This window comes from Achromobacter spanius, assembly GCF_002812705.1.
In the GTDB taxonomy this organism is placed as follows: Bacteria; Pseudomonadota; Gammaproteobacteria; order Burkholderiales; family Burkholderiaceae_B; genus Achromobacter; species Achromobacter spanius.
This window is the reverse complement of the sequence record NZ_CP025030.1, coordinates 2860811-2881834: the sequence shown is the minus strand read 5'-3', so window position 1 is coordinate 2881834 and position 21024 is coordinate 2860811. Positions and strand designations below refer to the sequence as shown.

16 protein-coding genes and 1 pseudogene are annotated in these 21024 nt (G+C 65.5%); 10 read left to right on the top strand and 7 right to left on the bottom strand.

Going from position 1 to position 21024, the window contains the following annotated elements:
* Positions 1-51 precede the first annotated feature (51 nt).
* The 5 genes and pseudogenes from CVS48_RS13060 to CVS48_RS13040 form a co-directional block, all read right to left on the bottom strand.
* Positions 52-2820, bottom strand: a complete 2769-nt coding sequence (locus CVS48_RS13060) for a nitrate reductase (RefSeq protein WP_100854825.1) — start codon at positions 2818-2820, stop codon at positions 52-54.
* A pseudogene (locus CVS48_RS13055) lies at positions 2730-4089 on the bottom strand (NAD(P)/FAD-dependent oxidoreductase); the annotation flags it as partial. The pseudogene CVS48_RS13055 and the gene CVS48_RS13060, both read right to left, overlap by 91 nt.
* 20 nt (positions 4090-4109) lie before the next feature.
* Positions 4110-4988: an ABC transporter ATP-binding protein gene (locus tag CVS48_RS13050; protein WP_100854823.1), complete on the bottom strand. Its 879-nt coding sequence runs from the start codon at positions 4986-4988 to the stop codon at positions 4110-4112.
* A gap of 4 nt (positions 4989-4992) precedes the next feature.
* A complete protein-coding gene (gene ntrB / locus CVS48_RS13045) occupies positions 4993-5826 on the bottom strand; it encodes a nitrate ABC transporter permease (protein WP_100854822.1) in 834 nt (277 codons plus the stop codon).
* Positions 5827-5851: 25 nt separating this feature from the next.
* The gene (locus tag CVS48_RS13040) at positions 5852-7153 is read right to left on the bottom strand and encodes a CmpA/NrtA family ABC transporter substrate-binding protein (protein WP_100854821.1); all 1302 of its coding nucleotides are present in this window, start codon (positions 7151-7153) and stop codon (positions 5852-5854) included.
* 393 nt (positions 7154-7546) lie between these two features.
* On the opposite strand from CVS48_RS13040, the gene CVS48_RS13035 reads away from it, so the two are divergent.
* Together CVS48_RS13035 and cysG are read left to right on the top strand one after the other, a co-directional pair.
* The gene (locus CVS48_RS13035) at positions 7547-8128 is read left to right on the top strand and encodes an ANTAR domain-containing response regulator (RefSeq protein WP_100854820.1); all 582 of its coding nucleotides are present in this window, start codon (positions 7547-7549) and stop codon (positions 8126-8128) included.
* A 122-nt stretch (positions 8129-8250) separates the two neighbouring features.
* Positions 8251-9657: a siroheme synthase CysG gene (gene cysG / locus CVS48_RS13030; RefSeq protein ID WP_100854819.1), complete on the top strand. Its 1407-nt coding sequence runs from the start codon at positions 8251-8253 to the stop codon at positions 9655-9657.
* 9 nt (positions 9658-9666) lie between these two features.
* Here cysG and upp read toward each other — a convergent pair whose 3' ends face one another.
* Entirely contained in the window at positions 9667-10305 is a 639-nt protein-coding gene (gene upp, locus CVS48_RS13025; protein ID WP_100854818.1) for a uracil phosphoribosyltransferase, read from the bottom strand.
* Between the two features lie 198 nt (positions 10306-10503).
* The gene (gene dacB / locus CVS48_RS13020) at positions 10504-11952 is read right to left on the bottom strand and encodes a D-alanyl-D-alanine carboxypeptidase/D-alanyl-D-alanine endopeptidase (RefSeq protein ID WP_100854817.1); all 1449 of its coding nucleotides are present in this window, start codon (positions 11950-11952) and stop codon (positions 10504-10506) included.
* A gap of 183 nt (positions 11953-12135) precedes the next feature.
* Between dacB and queA the strand changes: the two genes are divergently transcribed.
* From queA to CVS48_RS12980, 8 genes are all read left to right on the top strand, one after another.
* Positions 12136-13194, top strand: coding sequence for a tRNA preQ1(34) S-adenosylmethionine ribosyltransferase-isomerase QueA (gene queA / locus CVS48_RS13015; protein ID WP_100854816.1), 1059 nt, complete (start codon positions 12136-12138; stop codon positions 13192-13194).
* Entirely contained in the window at positions 13191-14327 is a 1137-nt protein-coding gene (gene tgt / locus CVS48_RS13010) for a tRNA guanosine(34) transglycosylase Tgt (protein ID WP_100854815.1), read from the top strand. The genes queA and tgt overlap by 4 nt, the downstream gene beginning before the upstream one ends.
* A 249-nt stretch (positions 14328-14576) precedes the next feature.
* Positions 14577-14921 carry a preprotein translocase subunit YajC gene (gene yajC, locus CVS48_RS13005; protein ID WP_006221220.1) on the top strand — a complete coding sequence of 115 codons (345 nt, stop codon included), beginning with the start codon at positions 14577-14579 and terminating at the stop codon, positions 14919-14921.
* Positions 14922-15032: 111 nt separating this feature from the next.
* Positions 15033-16913 carry a protein translocase subunit SecD gene (gene secD / locus CVS48_RS13000; protein ID WP_100854814.1) on the top strand — a complete coding sequence of 627 codons (1881 nt, stop codon included), beginning with the start codon at positions 15033-15035 and terminating at the stop codon, positions 16911-16913.
* Between the two features lie 55 nt (positions 16914-16968).
* Entirely contained in the window at positions 16969-17904 is a 936-nt protein-coding gene (secF, locus tag CVS48_RS12995) for a protein translocase subunit SecF (protein ID WP_100854813.1), read from the top strand.
* Positions 17905-18091: 187 nt separating this feature from the next.
* Complete coding sequence (locus tag CVS48_RS12990) at positions 18092-18769, top strand: VOC family protein (RefSeq protein ID WP_100854812.1); 678 nt, start codon at positions 18092-18094, stop codon at positions 18767-18769.
* A 33-nt stretch (positions 18770-18802) separates the two neighbouring features.
* Positions 18803-19537: an alanyl-tRNA editing protein gene (locus tag CVS48_RS12985; protein ID WP_100854811.1), complete on the top strand. Its 735-nt coding sequence runs from the start codon at positions 18803-18805 to the stop codon at positions 19535-19537.
* 83 nt (positions 19538-19620) lie between these two features.
* Positions 19621-20969 (top strand): IS3 family transposase gene (locus tag CVS48_RS12980; RefSeq protein WP_419191428.1). Its coding sequence is split into 2 segments (ribosomal slippage): positions 19621-20103 and positions 20106-20969, totalling 1347 coding nucleotides; the frame shifts between segments, so codons are not numbered across the junction.
* The last annotated feature ends 55 nt before the right edge of the window (positions 20970-21024 follow it).

Below are 21024 nucleotides of genomic sequence, written 5' to 3'. Positions count from 1 at the left end.
ACTCCAGTATTCAGGACAGGCCGCCCACGGCTGGCGGCGGCTGGCTTGATACTACACCGGTTGCCGTGCCTGACATATGTCCACTCGTGTCGGGGCGCGGGCGATCAACGCCCGCAGTTCTGGCACGCAAGAGCCACAGCCCGTACCGCAGCCCAAGGTGGATTTCAGCCCGTCCAGATCGCATCCGCGCGCGATGCCCGACAGGATCGCGGCCTCGCTTACGCCGATGCACGCGCACACCGTCCGCGAACGCGCCGGCCCGCTGATGCGCCCCGCCAGCAAGGCGGACACGCTGGCTGGCGCCTGACCGCCGGCGGCCCAGGACAGCAGGGCGTCCTGCGCCCGCAGGTCCCCCGCCAGCAGGAAGGCGCGCACGCTGCCCTCCGCCACGGTCACCCGGCGCAGCTTGCCCTGCGCCAGATCGTCGAACACTACGTCGGCCTGGCAAAGATCCAGCGACTGCGCCAATTCGGCGAGCACGCCATTGTCCGGCGCCTGCGCCGCGGCCACGCGAATGCGCACGCCGCCCGCGCTGGATGGCGACACCACCGCGTAGTCAAAGCGGCGCAGCCAGGTCGCCAAGCGTGCGCGCAGGGCCACGGAATCGCCTTGCAGCCAGCCTGCCGCCTGCCACGGCAGTTCGGCGGGTTCAACGGCAACAGCGCTGAACTTCAATTCGGGTTGTCGCGAAAAGGGATCCGTGGCCGGACTGGCCAGCGCGTTCACGCCCAGACCCGCCATGTAGGCGCTGCCCCAATGCATGGGCAAGAAAGCGTGGCCGCGTTGCAGCCCCTCGTCTGCCTGCACGGGTAGCACCACACTGCCCCGCCGCGAACGCAGCCGCGCCAGGGCGCCCGGCGCCAGCCCCAGCCGCTGCAAGGTTTCCGGATGCAGGGACAGCCACGGTTCTTCAACATGCTGCGTCAATACCCGCGCCAGCGACGTGCGCGCCATTGTGTGCCAGTGATCGCGCAAGCGGCCGGTAGTGAGCGGCATGGGGAAGTCGGGCGTCAGCGCGTCGGCAGGCGCTTGATAGCGCACATCGCAAAACCGCGCGCGGCCGCGGGCGGTGGGAAACACGCCATCCGCGTACAGCCGCGCCATGCCCTGCCCCGCCCGGTAGGGCCACTGCTGCGGCCCATCCCTATCCAGGATGGCGTAGTCCAGCGCGCTGTAATCCAGGTCGCGCCCCGCCGTCATGCGCACGTGTTCCGCGAACACTTCGCTTTCGTCGCGGTACGCAAACCCCGCCACCTTGTCCGGCGCGATGCGGGCCGCCAAACGCTGCGCCACCGCCTGCGCCAACCGCCAATCCGGCTGGGCATCACCGGGCGGCGCCACGGCGGCATGTACGCGGCTGACGCGGCGTTCGGAATTGGTGACCGTGCCCGATTTCTCGGGCCAGGTCGCGGCGGGCAGCACCAGGTCGGCGTAGGCCAGCGTCTCGGTGCCGGTGTAGGCCTCTTGCACAATCACGAACTCGGCTTGCTCCAAGGCCGCGCGAACACGGGCCTGATCGGGCAGTGACTGCGCCGGATTCGTTGCCGCAATCCACAGCACTTTCACGCGGCCCGCCAGCACGGCATCGAAGAGCTCCAATGCGGTGGCGCCCGGCGCATCGGGCAGGCGGTCCACGCCCCACAGCGCCGCGACTTCGGCACGATCTTGGGCCACGGCAGGGTCGCGGTGGCCCGGCAGCAATGTCGCCATGCCGCCGGCTTCGCGCCCGCCCATGGCGTTGGGCTGGCCGGTCAGCGAGAACGGCCCCGCGCCCGGCTTGCCGATCTGGCCGGTAGCCAGATGCAGATGGATCAGCGCGGCGTTCTTGTCGGTGCCCTGGGTGGATTGGTTCAGGCCCATCGTGTATAGCGACAGCGCCGCGCCGCCGCTTCCGAACCAGCGCGCGGCCTGGATGATGTCGGCGGCCGGCACGCGGCAAATTTCCTGCGCCACGGCCGGAGAATACGCATCCACGGTATTCATCAGCGCGTCAAAGCCGTCGGTGTGACGGTCGATGTAAGTCTGGTCGAGCCGCCCTTCATGCGCCATGACGTGCAACATGGCATGAAAGAGCGCCACGTCCGTGCCCGGCGCGATGGGCAGGTGCAAGTCGGCGAACGCGGCGGTATCCGTGCGGCGGGGGTCCACCACGATCACCTTCATGCCGGGCCGGCGCGCGCGGGCCGCTTCCAGGCGGCGAAACAGCACGGGATGGGCGTACGCCATGTTGGAACCGGCGATCAGCACGGTGTCGGCCAGGTCCAGGTCGTCGTAGCAGGCGGGCGGCGCATCCGCGCCCAGTGTGCGCTTGTAGCCCGACACCGCGCTGGACATGCACAGCCTGGAATTGGTGTCGATATTGTTGGTGCCGGCCAGCGCGCGCGCCAGCTTGTTGAAGACGGCGTAGTCTTCGGTCAGCAACTGGCCCGACAAGTAAAACCCTACGGCGTCCGGCCCGTGCGTCAGTATCGTATCGGCCAGCTTTTGCGCCGCGATGTCCAACGCCTGATCCAGGGCAATGTTCTGGTGCGCCGCGCCGCGTGACTCGCGCCATTGCGCCGACAGCACGCGCGCGCCGTCTCGCCGCACCGTGTCGGCCAGGGCCAGGCCCTTGCTGCAAAGCTTGCCGTGATTGGCGGGATGATCTTCATCGCCACGCACCCGCAGCACCGCACCGTCGCGCACCTGCACGCGCACGCCGCATCCCGTGCCGCAATAGCAGCAGACCGACCGCAGCTCGCGCTCGCCTTCGTTTTCGACGCCCTTGTTCGCGCCGCCCTCGTTCGCCAGCGGCACGATCCTACGCAACGGCATGTCCATGGTTTATCCGCCCGCCACCGCGTTATCAAGCGCATCACCAGCGAACTCGCCGGCCATCAGCCGGTCGCGCAGGGCGCCAATGCCCTGCCCTTCGCGCATCAGCCGCACATACCAACTGCTGTCGGCCGTGTCGCCATACAGGCACGCGCCCACCAGCTTGTCGTCGCGGATCACCAGCTTCTTGTAGACACCGTCCAACGCGTCGGCCAGCACGATCGTCTCGGTGTGCGCGCCGCCCGTGAAGTCCCCGGCGGAGAACAGGTCGATGCCCGTCACCTTCAATTTCGTGGACGTGATGCTGCCTTCGTATCGGCCGATGCCATGCATGGCCAGATGATTGGCCGCCACCTTCGCCTGCTCGAACAAGGGCGCGACCAGGCCATAGGCCGTACCGCGATGGCTGACGCATTCGCCCACCGCGTAGATGCGCGGGTCATAGGTCTGCAGGGTGTCGGTCACCACGATGCCGCGATCCACCCGCAAGCCGCAGCTTTCCGCCAGCGCCGTATTCGGCCGCACGCCCACCGCCATCACCACCAGGTCCGCCGGTATCTCTGCGCCATCCGTAAACCGCAGCGCGCGCACGCGCCCATCGTCGCCCGCGACAATCTCGCGCGTCTGGCGTTGCAGCAGAAAAGTCAGGCCGCGCGCTTCCAGGCTGCGCCGTAACAGCGCCGCCGCTTCACGATCCAACTGGCGGTCCAGCAACGCGCCGCCCAAATGCACGACCGATACGTTCATGCCTCGGGCGGCCAGGCCATTGGCCGCTTCCAGCCCCAGCAGGCCGCCGCCGATCACCACCGCATTGCGGTAGCGCGACGATGCCTCGATCATCCGGTTCACGTCGTCGATGTCGCGGAATGCGACCACGCCGTCCAGGTCGTGGCCCGGCACCGGCAGGATGGTCGGGTTCGAGCCCGTGGCCAGCAGCAGGCGGTCATACGCGGCTTCGGTGCCATCGTCGCAATGCACTCGGCGGCGCGCCCGGTCCACCCGCGTGACCTTGCGGTTGCACAGCAGCCGGATGCCATGCCGCGCATACCAGGCTTCATCGTTCAGCACGATGTCCTGCAAGGTCTGTTCCCCGGTCAACACGGGGGACAGCAGGATGCGGTTGTAGTTGGTGTAGGGCTCGGCGCCGATCACCGTAATGTCGTAGAGCTCAGGCGCCAGCGCCAGCAGTTCTTCCACCGTGCGGATACCGGCCATGCCGTTGCCCACCACCACCAGCTTGGGCTTGGCGCCCGTGTTGCGTGTCGTCGCGCCCATGTGCTCTCCTGTGCCGCCGTTCAGGCGGCGGCCCGGACGGCGTGGTCGGGGGATTCCAAGGCCTCGGCTTCGCGGTCCAGCTCGGCGTTGATGTCAGCGGCGGCTTGCGACCGTTCCGGGTTGCCATGGCGACGATGCAGAAAGTCCACCACCGACGCGCGGCAGGCCAGATACGTGGCGTCGTTGGCCAGCCGCACGCGGTCACGCGGGCGCGGCAAAGGCACGGACAGGATGTCGCCTATGGTGGCGGCCGGGCCGTTGGTCAGCATGACGATGCGGTCGGACAGCAGCACGGCCTCGTCCACGTCGTGCGTGACCATGATGGTGGTGGTGCGCGTCTTGGCCACGATCTTCAGCAGCTCGTCTTGCAGATGCGCGCGCGTCAACGCATCCAGCGCGCCGAAGGGTTCGTCCATGAGCAGCACGCCCGGCTCGATGGCCAAGGCGCGCGCGATGCCCACGCGCTGCTTCATGCCGCCTGAAATTTCGCGCGGCAGCTTGTTTTGCGCCGGCAGCAGCCCCACCAATTCAAGCGCCGCCCGCGTGCGCTGCTCCAGTTGCGGACGCTTTTCCGTGGCGCCGAACACGCGCTCCACCGCCAGGTAAACGTTCTGGAAGCACGTGAGCCAAGGCAGCAACGAATGGTTCTGGAACACCACCGCGCGGTCCGGGCCGGGCCCGGTGATCTCGCGCTCGGCACACAGCAGCACGCCACGGCTTGGGCGGGTCAAGCCCGCGATCAAATTCAACAAGGTCGATTTGCCGCAACCGGAATGGCCGATCAGGGTTATAAATTCCCCCTGCTCAACCGTCAGGTCGATATCGCGCAACGCCACGAAGTCGCCCTTGCGGGTGTGGAAGGTCTGGCCCACGTTTTCGATGCGAACGAATTTCTTCATGGCGCTATTCCTCGGTGTAGGTAAAGCGGCGAGCCAGGGCCACCAGCAGGGTTTCCAACAGCAAGCCCACAATGCCGATCACAAAAATGGCGATGACGATGTGCTCGACCTTCAGGTTGTTCCATTCATCCCACAGCCAGAAGCCGATACCCGTGCCCCCGGTCAGCATTTCCGCCGCCACGATCACCAGCCAGGCGGTGCCGATGGACAGGCGCACGCCGGTCAACACATAGGGCAGCACGGCCGGCAGCAGCACTTTCGTGGTCAGCTTCCATTCGGACAGGTTCAGCACCCGCGCCACGTTCAAGTAGTCCTGCGGCACGCGCGACACGCCCACGGCGGTGTTGATGATCATCGGCCAGATCGAACAGATGAAAATCGCCCAGATCGCGGCGGGGTTGGCGGCCTTGAACAGCAGCAATCCCAGCGGCAGCCAGGCCAGCGGCGACACCGGACGCAACAGGCTGACGATGGGTGAAAACATGGCGTTGATGGCGGCGTAGCGGCCGATGGCGAAGCCCGCCGGAATGCCGATCACCGCCGCCAGGCCAAAGCCGATGGCCACGCGCTCCAGCGAGGCCACCAGGTTCCAGCCGATGCCCTTGTCGTTGGGGCCGTTGTCGTAGAACGGGTCGGAAAACAGCGTCACGGCGGCATGCCAGGTCACCCCCGGCGTGGGGAGCTCTGGAATCTGCATCGCGATCACCTGCCACATCAGCACAAACAATGCGAAGCCGGCCACCGGTCCGGCCACTGCTTTGAGCGCCGATTCCAGTTTCTCGCGGCCAGCGGCGACAAACGCCTCACCCCGGCCCTCAGTCGTTACGGTAGTAGTCATAGCAAACCCTCTTGTGGTTTTCCGGTCAGACCTTGACCTTGAATCCGTCGGCATAGGCCGCCGGGTTGCTGCCGTCCCACTTCACCCCGTCGATCAGCGTCGAGCTGCGCGTTTCGCTGGTGGGCAAGGCCACACCCGCGGCTTGCGCGGCCTGCTTGTAGAGGTCGATGCGGTTGATCTGCTTGGCCACCGCCAGGTAGTCGGGGTGCTCTTTCAAGAGGCCCCACCGCTTGTGCTGCGTCAGGAACCACATGCCGTCGCTCAGGTACGGAAAGTTGGCCGCCCCGTCGGCGTAGAAGCGCATGGCGTGCTCGTCGGTCCAGGTCTTGCCCAGGCCGTCCTGGTACTTCCCCAGCATGCGGTCCACGATGCCGCTGGCGTCCGTGTTCACATAGGATTTGGCGGCGATGGTTTCGGCCGTCTTCTGGCGGTTGGCAGGCGAGGCGTCGATCCACTTGCCGGCCTCTAGGATGGCGGCGGTGACGGCGCGCGCCGTGTTCGGATTGCGCGACACAAAATCCGCGCTGGTGCCCAGCACCTTTTCGGGATGGTCCTGCCAGATGCCTTGCGAGGTCACGGCGGTAAAGCCGATCTTGTCCATGATGGTGCGCGCGCCCCAGGGCTCGCCCACGCAGAAGCCGTCCATATTGCCCACGCGCATGTTCGCCACCATCTGCGGCGGCGGCACGGTGATGACCTTGGCGTCTTTCATTGGATTGATGCCATAGGCGGCCAGCCAGTAATACAGCCACATGGCGTGCGTGCCGGTCGGGAAGGTCTGCGCGAAGGTGTATTCGCGCTTGTCGGACGCCATCAGCTTGGCCAGCGATTCGCCATCGCGCGCGCCCCCTTCCAACACCTTGTTGGATAGCGAGATTGCCTGCCCGTTCTGATTCAGGCTCATCAAGACCGCCATGTCCTTCTTGGGGCCGCCGATGCCCAGGTGCACGCCGTACACCAGCCCATACAGCACGTGCGCCATATCGAGCTCGCCGGTCAGCAGCTTGTCGCGCACGGCAGCCCACGACGCTTCCTTGGACGGCGTGATGGTCACGCCGTATTTCTTGTCGATGCCCAGCACCGACGCCATCACCACCGATGCGCAATCGGTCAGCGGAATAAAGCCGATCTTCACCTCGGTCTTTTCCGGTGCGTCCGTGCCGGCCGCCCAGGCGCCGGCGCGCACCAGCGGGTCGACCAAGGACAGCAGGCCGGCGCCCGCCACCGCGCGCGCCGTGCCGCTCAACCACTTGCGGCGGCTGGCATTCGCGCCCGCATCGACAAGAGGGGCAAGGTCGGATGAGGGGCTACGTGTTACTGGCGTCATGCATGGCTCCTGGCAAAAAAAAACGTCCCGCGCGCCATGGAACCCAGTCCATTGGCGCAGCGGAACGTCGTTGTCCCTTGCCGCGTAGTGCGGCGCGTTGCGTCGGCGACCGCCGTTGGCCGCCCGATATCACTCAAGCAAACGCTGTGCCAGACGCGCAAGAAAATGCCTTGGCCGGTCGGTATGCCGCGCCAGCATTGGCGTTGCGATGAATCATTCGTAGGCGCGCGATGACCGTTGTATTTGCCACGGAACCAAGTTGGTGCGCGATGCGATGCGGCGGCGCACCATCCCTGTGCCGCCCACGCCCTGCAGCTGTGCGTGGGATTCTTGCCGCGCGCGCAATCCGGGATGGCATGGAACTTGCATGCACCACGGCATCGGGGGAAACACATGCTGAAGGTCATGCTGCTGAATGATGGCGAGGGACGCGCGGCGTCGCTGCGGCAAACGCTTGCCGCGGCGGGCGTACACGTGGTCTCGGAAGTGGCGCCCGGCACCGACCTGGCCACTGCCATCGCCCAGGCGGCCCCGGACGTGGTGCTGATCGACAGCGACGCCCCCGGGCGCGACACCTTGGAAAACGTCTGTGTGGCCAGCGCACACAGCGACCGGCCGGTGGTCATGTTCACCGACGACGGCAACCGCGACACCATCCGCACCGCGTTGCGCGCGGGCGTGGCGGCTTATGTGGTGGGCGACGTGCCGGCAACCCGCATCGAACCCTTGTTGACGGTGGCGATTGAACGCTTCGCCATGGAAAAGTCGCGGCGCGAGGAACTGCGCGACGCGCAACTGCGGCTGGCCGAGCGCCAGTGGGTGGAAAAGGCCAAGGGCATCCTGATGAAGACGCGCTCGATTCCGGAAGAGGAAGCCCACCGGCTGTTGCGTGACCGCGCCATGCAAAGCCAGAAGCGGCTGGGCGAGGTGGCGCGCGAGGTCGTCGAAATGAGCCAGTGGCTGGGCAGCGCCTGACCAAATAAGTTCTGGATATAAGTTCTGGATATAAGGATTCAAGAAATCAAAAGTTGTGGGGATGTAAGCCCGTCCCTATCATCGGCTGATATTTTGCCGGGTACGCCCGAGGCGGGCACAAGATGAAGCTTTTCCCGATTTTTGCTGACCTGAAGGGTCGGCGAGTGCTGGTGGTGGGCGGTGGCGCGGTGGCCGAGCGCAAGACGCTCGCGCTATTGGAAGCCATGGCCGACGTGGTCGTGGGCGCGCCGGAACTGACCCCGGCACTGACCGAGCTGGCCGCCCAGGGCCGCGTCCGCCATCTGGCCGGCCGGTTCAACCCCGACTGGCTGAACGACGTGTGGCTGGTGGTGGCCGCCACGGACGACCGCGGCGCCAATGCCGAGGTATCCGACGCCGCCAGCGCGCGACGCATTTTTGCCAATGTGGTGGACGACCCGGAACTGTCCTCGTTCCAGGTGCCCTCCATTGTCGACCGCTCGCCCGTCATCGTGGCGATCTCGTCGTCGGGCGTGGCGCCCGTGCTGGCGCGCCGCGTGCGCGAGCGCATCGAATCCCTGTTCGACCATACGCTGGGCCAACTGGCCGCGCTGGCCGCGACCTACCGCAAGCGCATCCGCGCCAGCCATCCCGACCTGGGCGCGCGCCGCCGCTTCTACGACTGGCTGCTGGACGGCCCGGTGGCGGGCCTGCTGCGCCAGCAGCAACCCGCGCAGGCCGAAGCCGCGCTGACCCAGGCTCTGGACGCGCCGCTGGCCCCGGCCGACGGCAGCGTGGTGCTGGTGGGCGCGGGGCCGGGCGACCCCGGCCTGCTGACCCTGAAGGCGCTGCGCGCCTTGAACGAAGCCGACGTCATCCTGTACGACCGCCTGGTCAGCGACGACGTGATGTCGCTGGCGCGCCGCGATGCCGAGCGCATTGCCGTGGGCAAGCTTCCCGGTGAAAACCACCACGCCACCCAGGCCCGCATCCATGCCCTGCTGGTGGAACATGCACAAGCCGGCCGCAGGGTGGTGCGCTTGAAGGGTGGCGATGCGTTCATCTTTGGCCGGGGCGGCGAAGAACTGGAGTACCTGCGCGCACACAAGGTGCGCTTCGAGGTGGTGCCGGGCATCACGGCCGCGCTGGCCTGTGCCGCCTATGCCGGCATTCCGCTGACGCACCGCGAGCATGCGCAGTCGGTGCGGCTGATCACGGCGCACTGCCGTGAAGACGAAGACAATCTGGATTGGCCGGCGCTGGCGCGTGAAAAGCAGACGCTGGCGTTCTATATGGGCGTGGGTCAGCTAGACCTGCTGACCCGCCGCCTGCTGGCTCATGGCCGTGCGGCCGACACGCCGTTCGCGCTGATCGAAAACGGCAGCCGGCCGGAACAGCGCGTGCTGTCGGGCACGCTGGAAGCCCTGCCCCGCCTGGCGGCGGAACACGCCATCCGGTCGCCCGCCCTGTTGATCGTGGGCGAAGTGGCCGGGCTGGCGCCGCGCTTGCAATGGTTTGGCCAACATATCGAGGGTGATGGCGGCGCGTAGCCGCTTGCCTCAAACCGCCTTTTGCGTCGTGCCGAAAATGCGGTCGCCCGCGTCGCCCAGGCCCGGCATGATGTAGCCGTGTTCGTTCAGGCCATCATCGATGGACGCCGTGTAGATATGCACGTCGGGGTGCTTGGCCAGCACGGTGTCGATGCCGACGGGCGCGGCCACCAGCACCAGGGCGCGGATTTCCTTGCAGCCGGCGCGCTTGAGCAGATCAATCGCGGCCACCATCGAGCCGCCGGTTGCCAGCATGGGGTCGACGATCAGCGCCAGGCGCTGGTCCAGTTCACCGACCAGGCGTTCCAGGTACGTATGGGCTTCCAGCGTTTCTTCGTTGCGGGCCACGCCCACCACGCTGACCTTGGCGCCGGGAATCAAGCTGAGCACGCCATCCAGCATGCCGATGCCGGCGCGCAAGATGGGCACCACCGTGACTTTCTTGCCGGCGATTTTCTCAACCTGAACCTCACCACACCAGCCCTGCACGGTGGCGGGCGCCAGCGGCAGGTCCTTGGACGCTTCGTACGTGAGCAACGCGCCCACTTCCTGCGACAACTCCCGGAAGCTCTTGGTGCTGAGGTCGGCGCGACGCATGATCCCGAGCTTGTGGCGGATCAGCGGATGGCGGATTTCGTGCACGGGCATGTGCGTAATTCTCCAGAATATTGAAATACAGGGGTTGTCGCCTCAGGCCATTTGCGAGCCATAGCTGAGGATCGTAATCGGTTTGGAAGCCGCGCGGAGCATAGGGGACTTTTCCCCGCCGGGCCGCCCCAAGGGGAAAAAGCCCCCTCGGGGGGCAGCAAGCGCACGTAGTGCGCGCGGCGTGGGGGCAACCAACATCTACTGTTCTGCGAGCCACGCGATGAGCGCGTCGTCGAACGCGCGGACGGCACCCGCCTGCTCGTGGTTCACGATACTGACCACCACGTAGCGCTTGCCGCTGGCGCCCAGCACGTAACCGGCGATCGCGCGCACGTCGCGCAGCGATCCCGTCTTCAGGTGGGCCATGCCCAGCGTGCCGTCGCCCTTCAGGCGGCGGCGCACCGTGCCGTCCACCCCGGCAATGGCGAACGATGAAATGTATTCCGGCATGACCGGCGAATTCCACGCCACGGTCAGCATCGACGCCAGGCTGTCGGCCGACACCCGGGCCTCGCGCGACAGGCCCGCGCCGTTGTCGATGACCAGTTCAGGCATGTCCAGCCCCTGCTTGACCAGCGCGCCCTTGGCCACGGCCTCGCTGCTGGTCACCGTGGCGGGCCGGCGGCCGCGCTCGGCACCCAGGGTCAGCAGCAGCGTGCGCGCCATGACGTTGTTGCTGCGCTTATTGATCTGGCGGATCACTTCGGCCAACGTCGGCGAATCGTGCGAAGCCAGCACCACCGCGTCGCCCGGCACCATGCCGGACTTGACCTGCCCCTTGAACGTGCCGCCCAGCTCTTTCCACAGCAGGCGGAAGATTTCGGTGGCGTATTCGGGTTGCGACAAGGCCAGACGGTACAGGCTGAATTCCCCGCACGAACCCGCCACCTTGCCGCCCAGGCGGATCGTGACGCCCTGCTGGGTGATCAGCGGTTCCGTCGTGACCACGGGCGGGCCGGGGCAACGGATGTCGCTCCATTCCACGCTGCCCTCGAGTTTCAAGCCGGGCAACGGCGGGTCGATCAGGGGCACCCATTTCTGCGCGGCGGCGTCCGGCGTGAACAGCAGGCGCTGCGCGCCAAAGCCCACCATCAGCGCATCGGGGCTGGCGTTATAGGCGCGGTCGGGCGCGCCGTCAAAGGCGCCGGGGTCGATGGCGACCTGGCCGAAGATGCTGCGGTCGATGATCAAGTCATTGATCTGCTTGACCCCGCGCAGCCGCAATTCGCGCAACAGGGCCCATAGGTCTTGCATCAGGAATTGGGGGTCGCCGCCCGCCCGCAGGTACAGGGGGCCGGCCAATACGCCACGCGCGTCGGGCCGGGCGCCCGGCGCGGTCATGAATTCAGTGCGCCAGACGTAATTGGGGCCAAGCTCCGACAGCGCGGCCCAGGTGGTGACCAGTTTCATCACCGACGCGGGGTTGCGGGGTTCCTTGGCGTTCAGGGCCACCATGCGCGGGCCGCCCAGTTCCTGCACCACCAGCGACAGCGAACTGTCGGGCAATTTGGTGGCCTTCCACGCCTTGATGACGTCTGGCGGCAAGCCCTGGACCTGCGCAAAGGCGGAACCTGCCGACAAGGCCAGCAGCCCGCCGGCCAGCCATTGCCTGAGCCCGCCCACCCGCTTCTTCGCTTGTCCCGTCATGCGCTGTCCACCTTGTTGCCCGTCCTGCAAAACCGAGAGCATACAAAACCTGCGACGGTTACGGGCGCCCCTGTATTCCGGCCCTGATAACCTTCGCCTTTACAATACCCGGTTGCCCCGAGCCCGCCCGGCTGGCCCAGCCCTCGTTTTCCGGGCCGCCCTCACTGACAGACAGATATCCGCGTGACCCAGTCCCTGACCGTTTCCGATTTCAATTACGAGCTGCCGCCCGAGCTTATCGCGCAAACGCCCGCCGCCCAGCGCACGGGCAGCCGCCTGCTGCATCTGGACGCCGCTGGCCAATTGCACGACCGCCAGTTCGCCGACCTGACCGATTTGCTGCGCCCCAACGACCTGCTGGTGTTCAACGACACCCGCGTCATCAAGGCGCGCCTGGCCGGCCACAAGATTACCGGCGGCAAGGTCGAGGTACTGGTCGAACGCATCACCGAATCCGACCGCGTCCTGGCCCACGTGCGCGCCAGCAAATCGCCCGGACCCGGCATGGTGTTGCGCCTGGCAGAGGCCTTCGAGGCCACCGTGCTGGGCCGCGAAGGCGAGCTCTTCGACATCCGCTTCCCCGGCCCCGTGCTGGACTTGCTGGACGCCCATGGCGCCACCCCGCTGCCGCCCTACATCACGCACGCGGCCGACGCGGGCGACGACGATCGCTATCAAACCGTCTATGCCCGCGAACCCGGCGCGGTCGCCGCCCCCACGGCCGGCCTGCACTTTGACCAGCCCACGCTGGACCGCCTGGCCGACCTGGGTATCGAGCGCGCTTTTGTCACGCTGCACGTCGGCGCGGGCACGTTCCAGCCGGTGCGGGTCGACAACCTGGCCGACCACATCATGCACGCCGAGTGGTTCACGGTGCCCCAGGCCACGGTGGACGCCATTGCCGCCACCCGCGCCAAGGGCGGCCGCGTCATCGCCGTGGGCACTACCAGCGTGCGCGCGCTGGAATCCGCCGCCGCGCAGACCGAAGGCCGCACGGCGCCCGGCCTGCCCCTGGCCGCCGCCCAGGGCGACACCCGCCTGTTCATCACGCCTGGCTACCAGTACCGCGTCGTGGACGCCCTGGTCACCAACTTCCACCTTCCCCAGTCGACCCTGCTGATGCTGGTGTCGGCGCTGGCCGGCGTTGAGCCGATCCGCCGCGCCTACGCCCACGCGGTAGCCCAGCGCTACCGTTTCTTCAGCTATGGCGACGCCATGTTTATCGAGTCTTCCGCCCCATGACTGGTCTGAATTTTGAACTGCTCGCCACTGACGGCGGCGCCCGCCGCGGCCGCGTCACGCTGAACCACGGCGTGGTCGAAACGCCCATCTTCATGCCCGTGGGCACCTATGGCAGCGTCAAGGCCATGATGCCGCACGAGCTGAAGGAAATCGGCTCGCAGATCGTGTTGGGCAACACGTTCCACCTGTGGCTGCGCCCGGGCACGGACATCATGGAAAAGCACGGCGGCCTGCATGGCTTCATGCAATGGGACAAGCCCATCCTGACCGACTCGGGCGGCTTCCAGGTGTTCAGCCTGCAAGGCATGCGCAAGATCACCGAGGAAGGCGTGAAGTTCGCCTCGCCCATCGACGGCGCGCGCCTGTTCCTGACGCCCGAAGAATCCATGCGCATCCAGCGTTCGCTGAATTCCGACATCGTCATGGTGTTCGATGAATGCACGCCGTATGAAATCGATGGCCGCCCCGCCACCGTTGAAGAAGCCGCGCGCTCGATGCGCATGTCCTTGCGCTGGGCGCGCCGCTCGCGCGACGAATTCGACCGCCTGGGCAACCCGAACGCGCTGTTCGGCATCGTTCAGGGCGGCATGTATGAATCGCTGCGCGACGAATCGCTGGCGGGCCTGCAGGACATCGGCTTCCATGGTTACGCCATCGGCGGGCTATCCGTGGGCGAGCCCAAGGAAGACATGATGCGCATCCTGGCGCACGTCACGCCGAAGCTGCCGGCCCAGGCGCCGCGCTACCTGATGGGCGTGGGCACGCCGGAAGACCTGGTCGAGGGCGTGAGCCGTGGCGTGGACATGTTCGACTGCGTCATGCCCACCCGTAACGCCCGCAACGGCTGGCTGTTCACCCGCTTTGGCGACGTCAAGATCCGCAACGCCAAGTACCGCGACGACACCCGCCCGCTGGACCCCAGTTGCACTTGCCACACCTGCGCCAATTTCTCGCGCGCCTACCTGCACCATCTGCAACGGGCCAACGAGATCACCGGCGCGCGCCTGAACACGCTGCACAATCTGCATTTCTATCTGACTATCATGAAGGAAATGCGCGAAGCCATCGCCGAAGGCCGTTTCGACGCCTGGCGCGCGCAGTTCGCCGCGGACCGCGCCCGCGGCATTGAATAGCGGGCTTTTTTTGTCCGGGGGACTTTTCTATTGGGGTTTTGCCCCCATAGATTGGGATCCCCCCCTAGTGAAAGGCCGGCAATAAGATGGATACAATAGCCGGCTTGCCCTATCCATGGCTCGCGCGGGGATGGGCGCATAACAAGACAGCTAGTGGGTATGGCGATGTGTCGTAGTTACATAGAGAACTCGGGCATGGCCGTCCGTAGCAACAAACAACCCAAACAGACTTAAACGCAGGAGAATTCAATGTCCGTTATCGATACCGCAAGCCTCGTCGTGGCTCAAGCCGCCGCCCCTGAAGGTAATGCGCTGATGGGCATGTTGCCCATCGTCCTGATGTTCGTGATCCTCTACTTCCTGATGATCCGCCCGCAGATGAAGCGTCAGAAGGAACACCGCAACCTGATCGCCGCCCTGGCCAAGGGTGACGAAGTGGTCACCGCCGGCGGCATGCTGGGCAAAGTCACCAAGGTCAATGACAGCTACGTGACCGTTGAAGTGTCCGAACTGGCCGACAAGCCCGTTGAAGTGATCATGCAGAAATCGTCGGTGTCGACCGTGCTTCCTAAAGGAACCATCAAGGCCCTTTAAGCGTCTAATAGGAGCCCCGTCGGGCTCTTACGTTTGATGGGACCCCACCGCCGCCCGCCGCGTTCATCGCCCGGGCGGCCCTTTTATCACCCTGACATGAAGTAGCCGGCAATGAACCGCTATCCCCTCTGGAAGTACATTACGGTCCTGATCGCGGTCATCATTGGCCTGCTGTACACGCTTCCCAATTTCTACGGCGAGTCCCCCGCGGTCCAGGTTTCCAGCGCCAAGGCCACCATCAAGGTGGATCCGGCCATGCTGAACCGGGTCGAACAAATCCTGACTGACGCCAAGATCCCGAACGAAGGCGTCTTCTACGAACAAAACGGCACGCTCGGCACCGTGCGCGCCCGCTTCACGTCAACCGACCTGCAACTGCAGGCCCGTGACCTGATCGAAAAATCCCTGAACACCGTCGCCGACGATCCGCACTACACCGTGGCGCTGAACCTGTTGCCCGCGTCGCCTCCCTGGATGCGCGCCATGGGCTGGTTCGCCCCCAAGCCCATGTACCTGGGCCTGGACTTGCGCGGCGGCGTGCACTTCCTGCTGCAAGTCGACATGCAGGGCGCGCTGACCGCCCGCTACGACTCGCTGGCCGCCGATGTGCGTTCCGTGCTGCGTGACCAGAAGGTCAACGTGGCCGGCGTTGAACGCTCGGGCATGGGTGTTGCCGCCACGTTCGCCAATAACGACGATCGCGATCGCGCCATCGCCACCCTGCGTACCCGCCTGCCTGACCTGGAATTCGCCGAACGCGAAGAAGGCGGCAAGCCCCTGCTGATCGGCGCACTGAATCCCGCCGCCGTCCAGCGCGTGCAAGACTCCGCGCTGAAGCAGAACATCAACACGCTGCACAACCGCATCAACGAACTGGGCGTAGCCGAACCGGTCATCCAGCAACAGGGTGCGGACCGCATCGTGGTGCAACTGCCCGGCGTGCAAGACGTGGCCAAGGCCAAGGAACTGCTGGGCCGCACCGCCACGCTGGAAATCCGCATGGTCGACGACTCCCCCACCGCGCAAGGCGCGCTGCTGGGCGGCACCGTGCCCTTCGGCCTGGAACGCTACAACGACCGCGACGGCCGCCCGATCCTGGTTCGCCGCCAAGTGGTGCTGACGGGTGAAAACCTGCAAGACGCCCAACCCGGCCGCGACTCGCAAACCCAGCAAGCCGCCGTCCACCTGACGCTGGACTCCAAGGGCGCGCGTATCTTCCGCGACGTCACCCGCGACAACATCGGCAAGCGCATGGCCATCCTGCTGTTCGAAAACGGCAAGGGCGAAGTGGTCACGGCGCCGGTCATCCGCAGCGAAATCGCGGGCGGCCAGGTGCAGATCTCGGGCAGCATGAGCTCCGAAGAAGCCGCCGACACCGCGCTGCTGCTGCGCGCGGGCGCGCTGGCCGCGCCGATGTCCATCATCGAAGAACGCACCATCGGCCCGAGCCTGGGCGCCGACAACATCTCGAAGGGCTTCCATTCGACGCTGTACGGCTTCCTGGCCATCGCCGCCTTCATCATCGTGTACTACCGCCTGTTCGGCGTGTTCTCCACGGTGGGCCTGACGCTGAACGTGTTGCTGCTGCTGGCGCTCTTGTCCATGCTGCAAGCCACGCTGACCTTGCCCGGTATCGCCGCTATTGCGCTGACACTCGGCATGGCCATTGACTCGAACGTGCTGATCAACGAGCGGATACGCGAAGAACTGCGCGCCGGGGCTTCCCCGCAGCAGGCCATCCACCAAGGTTTCGAACGCGCCTGGGGCACGATTCTTGACTCGAACCTCACGACGCTCATCGTCGGCCTGGCGCTGCTGGCCTTCGGCTCGGGTCCGATCCGGGGCTTCGCGGTGGTGCACTGCCTGGGCATCCTGACGTCCATGTTCTCGTCGGTGGTGGGCGTGCGCGCCCTGGCCAACCTGTACTACGGCCGCAAGAAGAAGCTCACCACGATCTCCATCGGCGAAGTCTGGAAACCGAAGGCAAACTGACAATAAGGCGGGTGGCGCACAGCCATCCGCCGTAGAAAAGAACCGAAGGCGAAAAATGGAATTCTTCCGTATTCACCGCACCATCCCGTTCATGCGCCACGCATTGGTGCTGAACATCATCAGTCTCGTCACGTTCGTCCTGGCGGTCTTCTTCATCGTCACGCGCGGCTTTCACCTGTCGATCGAATTCACCGGCGGCACGGTCATGGAAGTCAACTACGCCCAGACGGCGCAGCTTGAAAACGTGCGCGGCGTGGTGTCCAAGCTGGGCTACACCGACTTCCAGGTGCAGAACTTCGGCACCTCGCACGACGTCATGATCCGCCTGCCGCTTCAGGAAGGCCAAACGTCCGCCACCCAAAGCGAAAGCGTGCTGGCCGCCCTGAAGGCAGCAGACTCCGGCGTGGAACTGCGCCGCGTGGAGTTCGTCGGGCCGCAGATCGGCCAGGAGCTTCTGCACAACGGCTTGATGGCCTTGCTAGTTGTGGTCATCGGCATCATGGTGTACCTGGGCTTTCGCTTCGAATGGAAGTTCGCCGTCGCCGGCGTGATCGCCAACCTGCACGACGTGGTGATCATCCTGGGCTTCTTCGCCTTCTTCCAGTGGGAATTCTCGCTGGCGGTGCTGGCGGGCGTGCTGGCGGTGCTGGGCTATTCCGTGAACGAATCGGTCGTCATCATGGACCGGATCCGCGAGAACTTCCGCAAGTACCGCAAGGCCGACGTCACCGAAGTCATCAACAGCGCCATCACCCAGACCATCTCGCGAACCATCATTACCCACGGTTCCACGCAGATGATGGTGCTGGCCATGCTGTTCTTCGGCGGCCCCACCCTGCACTACTTCGCCATGGCGCTCACCATCGGCATCTGGTTCGGCATCTATTCGTCGGTGTTCGTCGCCGCCGCGCTGGCCATGTGGATGGGCGTCAAGCGCGAAGACCTGATCAAGCCGGTCAAGAAGGAAGGCGAGGAAGGCGAAGTCGCCTGATCCTGATCTGTCTTGCGTTTCCCAAAGCCCGTCGCCCGCGACGGGCTTTGTGCTTTCTGCCTGGTATGTGTTATGCAACGCCTAGATCGCTCAAGAAGTCTGCGCCAAACCAAGTCAAAACTGTACTGTCCCGTCGCTGCACGGTGTACGGGTACGAATCCTTCCGCATTCGCTACCATAGACCACCATGAAACTCACCATCGATCATCTCGTCATCGCCGCGGCGGACCTTGCCAGCGGTACCGAATATGTCGCGGGCCTGCTGGGCATCGCGCCCCAGGGCGGCGGCGCGCACCCGCGCATGGGCACCCACAACCGCGTGCTGGGCATGGCGGACGGCGTGTATCTGGAGGTCATCGCGATTGATCCCGATGCACCCGCGCCCGAGCGCCCCCGCTGGTTCGGACTGGACCAGGGCGACATGCGCGCGCGGCTGGAACAGGCGCCTTTCCTGGCGCACTGGGCCGCGCGGGTAGAAGCGCCGTTGGACCTGACCCGCATGCAGGCCGAACACCCCGAACGCATCGCCCCCGTCATCCCCATGACGCGCGGTGATCTCCGCTGGCGCCTGACGGTGCCGGACGACGGCAGCCTGCCCGCCTGGCGCGAAGCGGGCCACATGGCGGGCGACGGCCTGCTGCCCACGCTGATCCAATGGGACGTGGACGCCTACCCCGGCATCAGCCTGCCGCGCCAGCCCCTGAAGCTGGTGCGCCTGACCGGTTGCCATCCGCAGGCGGGCCTGCTGCGCCAAGGGCTGACCTGGATGGGGGCCGACACCCTGATCGACCTGGAACAAACCGACGGGCAGCCGCGCCTGACCGCGCTGATCGACACGCCGCAAGGGCTGAAGACCCTGGCGTAACGCGCCCCGTCCCTTACAAACCGGAGACCCTGCATGACCGCCACCCGCATCATCGCCACCCGCAAACGTTTCGACGACGAGCCCTACCTGGACCAGTGCGAGGCCACCATCATTGCCGTCACCGCTGAAGGCGTCGAGCTGGACGAGACCATCTGCTATGCACGCAGCGGTGGCCAGGCCGGCGACAGCGGCACGCTGACCCTGTCCGATGGGCGGGTGCTGCCATTGGCGGACACGGTCTACGCAGACGACCGCCAGCGCATCTTGCACGTGCTGGCCCTGCCGGAGGGCGACGCGGCCCCGCAAGTGGGTGACCGCGTCACCGTGGCCATCGACTGGCCGCGCCGCCATCGCCTGATGCGCCTGCACACCTGCCTGCACTTGCTGGGCGCCTTGGTGCCCGCGCCGGTGACCGGATGCAGCATCTCGCCCGACTCCGCGCGCATCGATTTCGACCTGCCCGAATCCACCCTGGAAAAAGGCGAACTGACCGAGCGCCTGAACGCACTGATCAACCGTGGCCTGGACGTTGCCGTGAATGGCATCACGCCCGAAGAACTGGCCGCGCAGCCCGACCTGGTGCGTACCATCGGCGCCGCGCCGCCAGCCGGCACGGCCAAGATCCGCATCATCGACATCCCGGGCGTGGACCGCCAGCCCTGTGGCGGCACGCATGTGCGCAACACCAGCGAAATCGGTGCGGTGGCCATCGCCAAGATTGAAAAGAAAAGCCGCACGAACCGCCGCGTGGTCGTCAATTTCGCCTGACACCCACCCGTGAAAAAAAGGCCGCGATCACCTGAACTGCACCCCAGAAGTTGGACACCCGTCCGACCTTTGGGGTGTTTTTCATGACGAAGTACGATGAGCGATTCAAGCTGAATGCGGTAAGGCATTACTTAGCTGGCCAGCTTGGCTATCGAGAGGTGGCCCGCAGCCATGGGATCGAGCATTCGATGCTGCGCCGTTGGGTAGCGAGCTACGAGCAGCACGGCAGTGCTGGGCTAGCCAAGAAGTTCAGTCATTACGATGCGGCGTTCAAGCAGGAGGTGCTTGGGCGGATAGACCTTGATGGCCTGTCAGATCGCCAGGCTGCGGCGCTCTATGACATTCGTCACGCGGGCAGCATCGGCATCTGGCGCGCCCAGTATGATGCTGGGGGAGCAGGCGCGTTGGCGCCGCGAACTAAAGGTAGACGTCCCATGCCGCATAAATACCCTCCGGCACCGACCCCCAAAGACATGACCGAGGACGAGTTGCGCAAAGAGAATGCCTATCTGCGTGCGGAGCTCGACTACCTAAAAAAATTGAAGGCCTTGATCCAAGCGGAACGGACCGAAGCGCTCGTCAAAAAGCGCAAATGGTCCAAGGATTAAGGTCAGCCCATCCGCTGACATTGTTGCTGCGCGCAGCCCGGCTGTCGCGCAGCACGTTTTACTACCATCTGAAGGCGCAGGGCGCGGCGGACAAGTACGCCGGGCTCAAGGCCAGGATCGGTGCCGTCTATGCTCGCAACAAGGGGCGCTACGGCTATCGCCGGATCACCTCGGTGCTGCGCCAGGCCGGCGAACTGATCAACCACAAGACGGTGCAGCGCCTGATGCAGGCGCTGGGGATCAAATCGCTAGTGCGGGCCAAGAAATATCGCTCATACCGTGGCGAGGTAGGCCGGATCGCACCGGATTTGCTCAAGCGCCAGTTCGAGGCGTCTGGCCCCAACCAGAAGTGGGCTACCGACGTGACCGAGTTCAACGTCCAGGGCAAGAAGCTGTATCTGTCCCCGGTGATGGACCTGTACAACGGCGAGATCGTGGCCTATCAAACCGAGCAGCGCCCAGTGTTCAGCCTGGTGACCAAGATGCTGAAAAAGGCCTTCGCCAAGCTCAAACCCTTGGATACGCCGTTGCTGCACTCGGATCAGGGCTGGCAATACCAGCAACGCGCCTACCGGCGCCTGCTGGCCGAGCGCGCCGTCACCCAGAGCATGTCCCGCAAGGGCAACTGCCTGGACAACGCCGCCATGGAGAGCTTCTTCGGCACGCTCAAGTCGGAGTTCTTCCATCTGAACCGCTTCGAGAGCATCGAGCAGCTACAGGCCGGCATCCGCCGCTACATCCACTACTACAATCACCACCGCATCAAGCTCAAGCTAAAAGGCCTGAGCCCGGTTCAATACCGGACCCAGGCCTTCGGCCCTTAGCTTTTAACTGTCCAACTTCTTGGGGTCAGTTCACACCATCGCGGCCTTTCTTTTA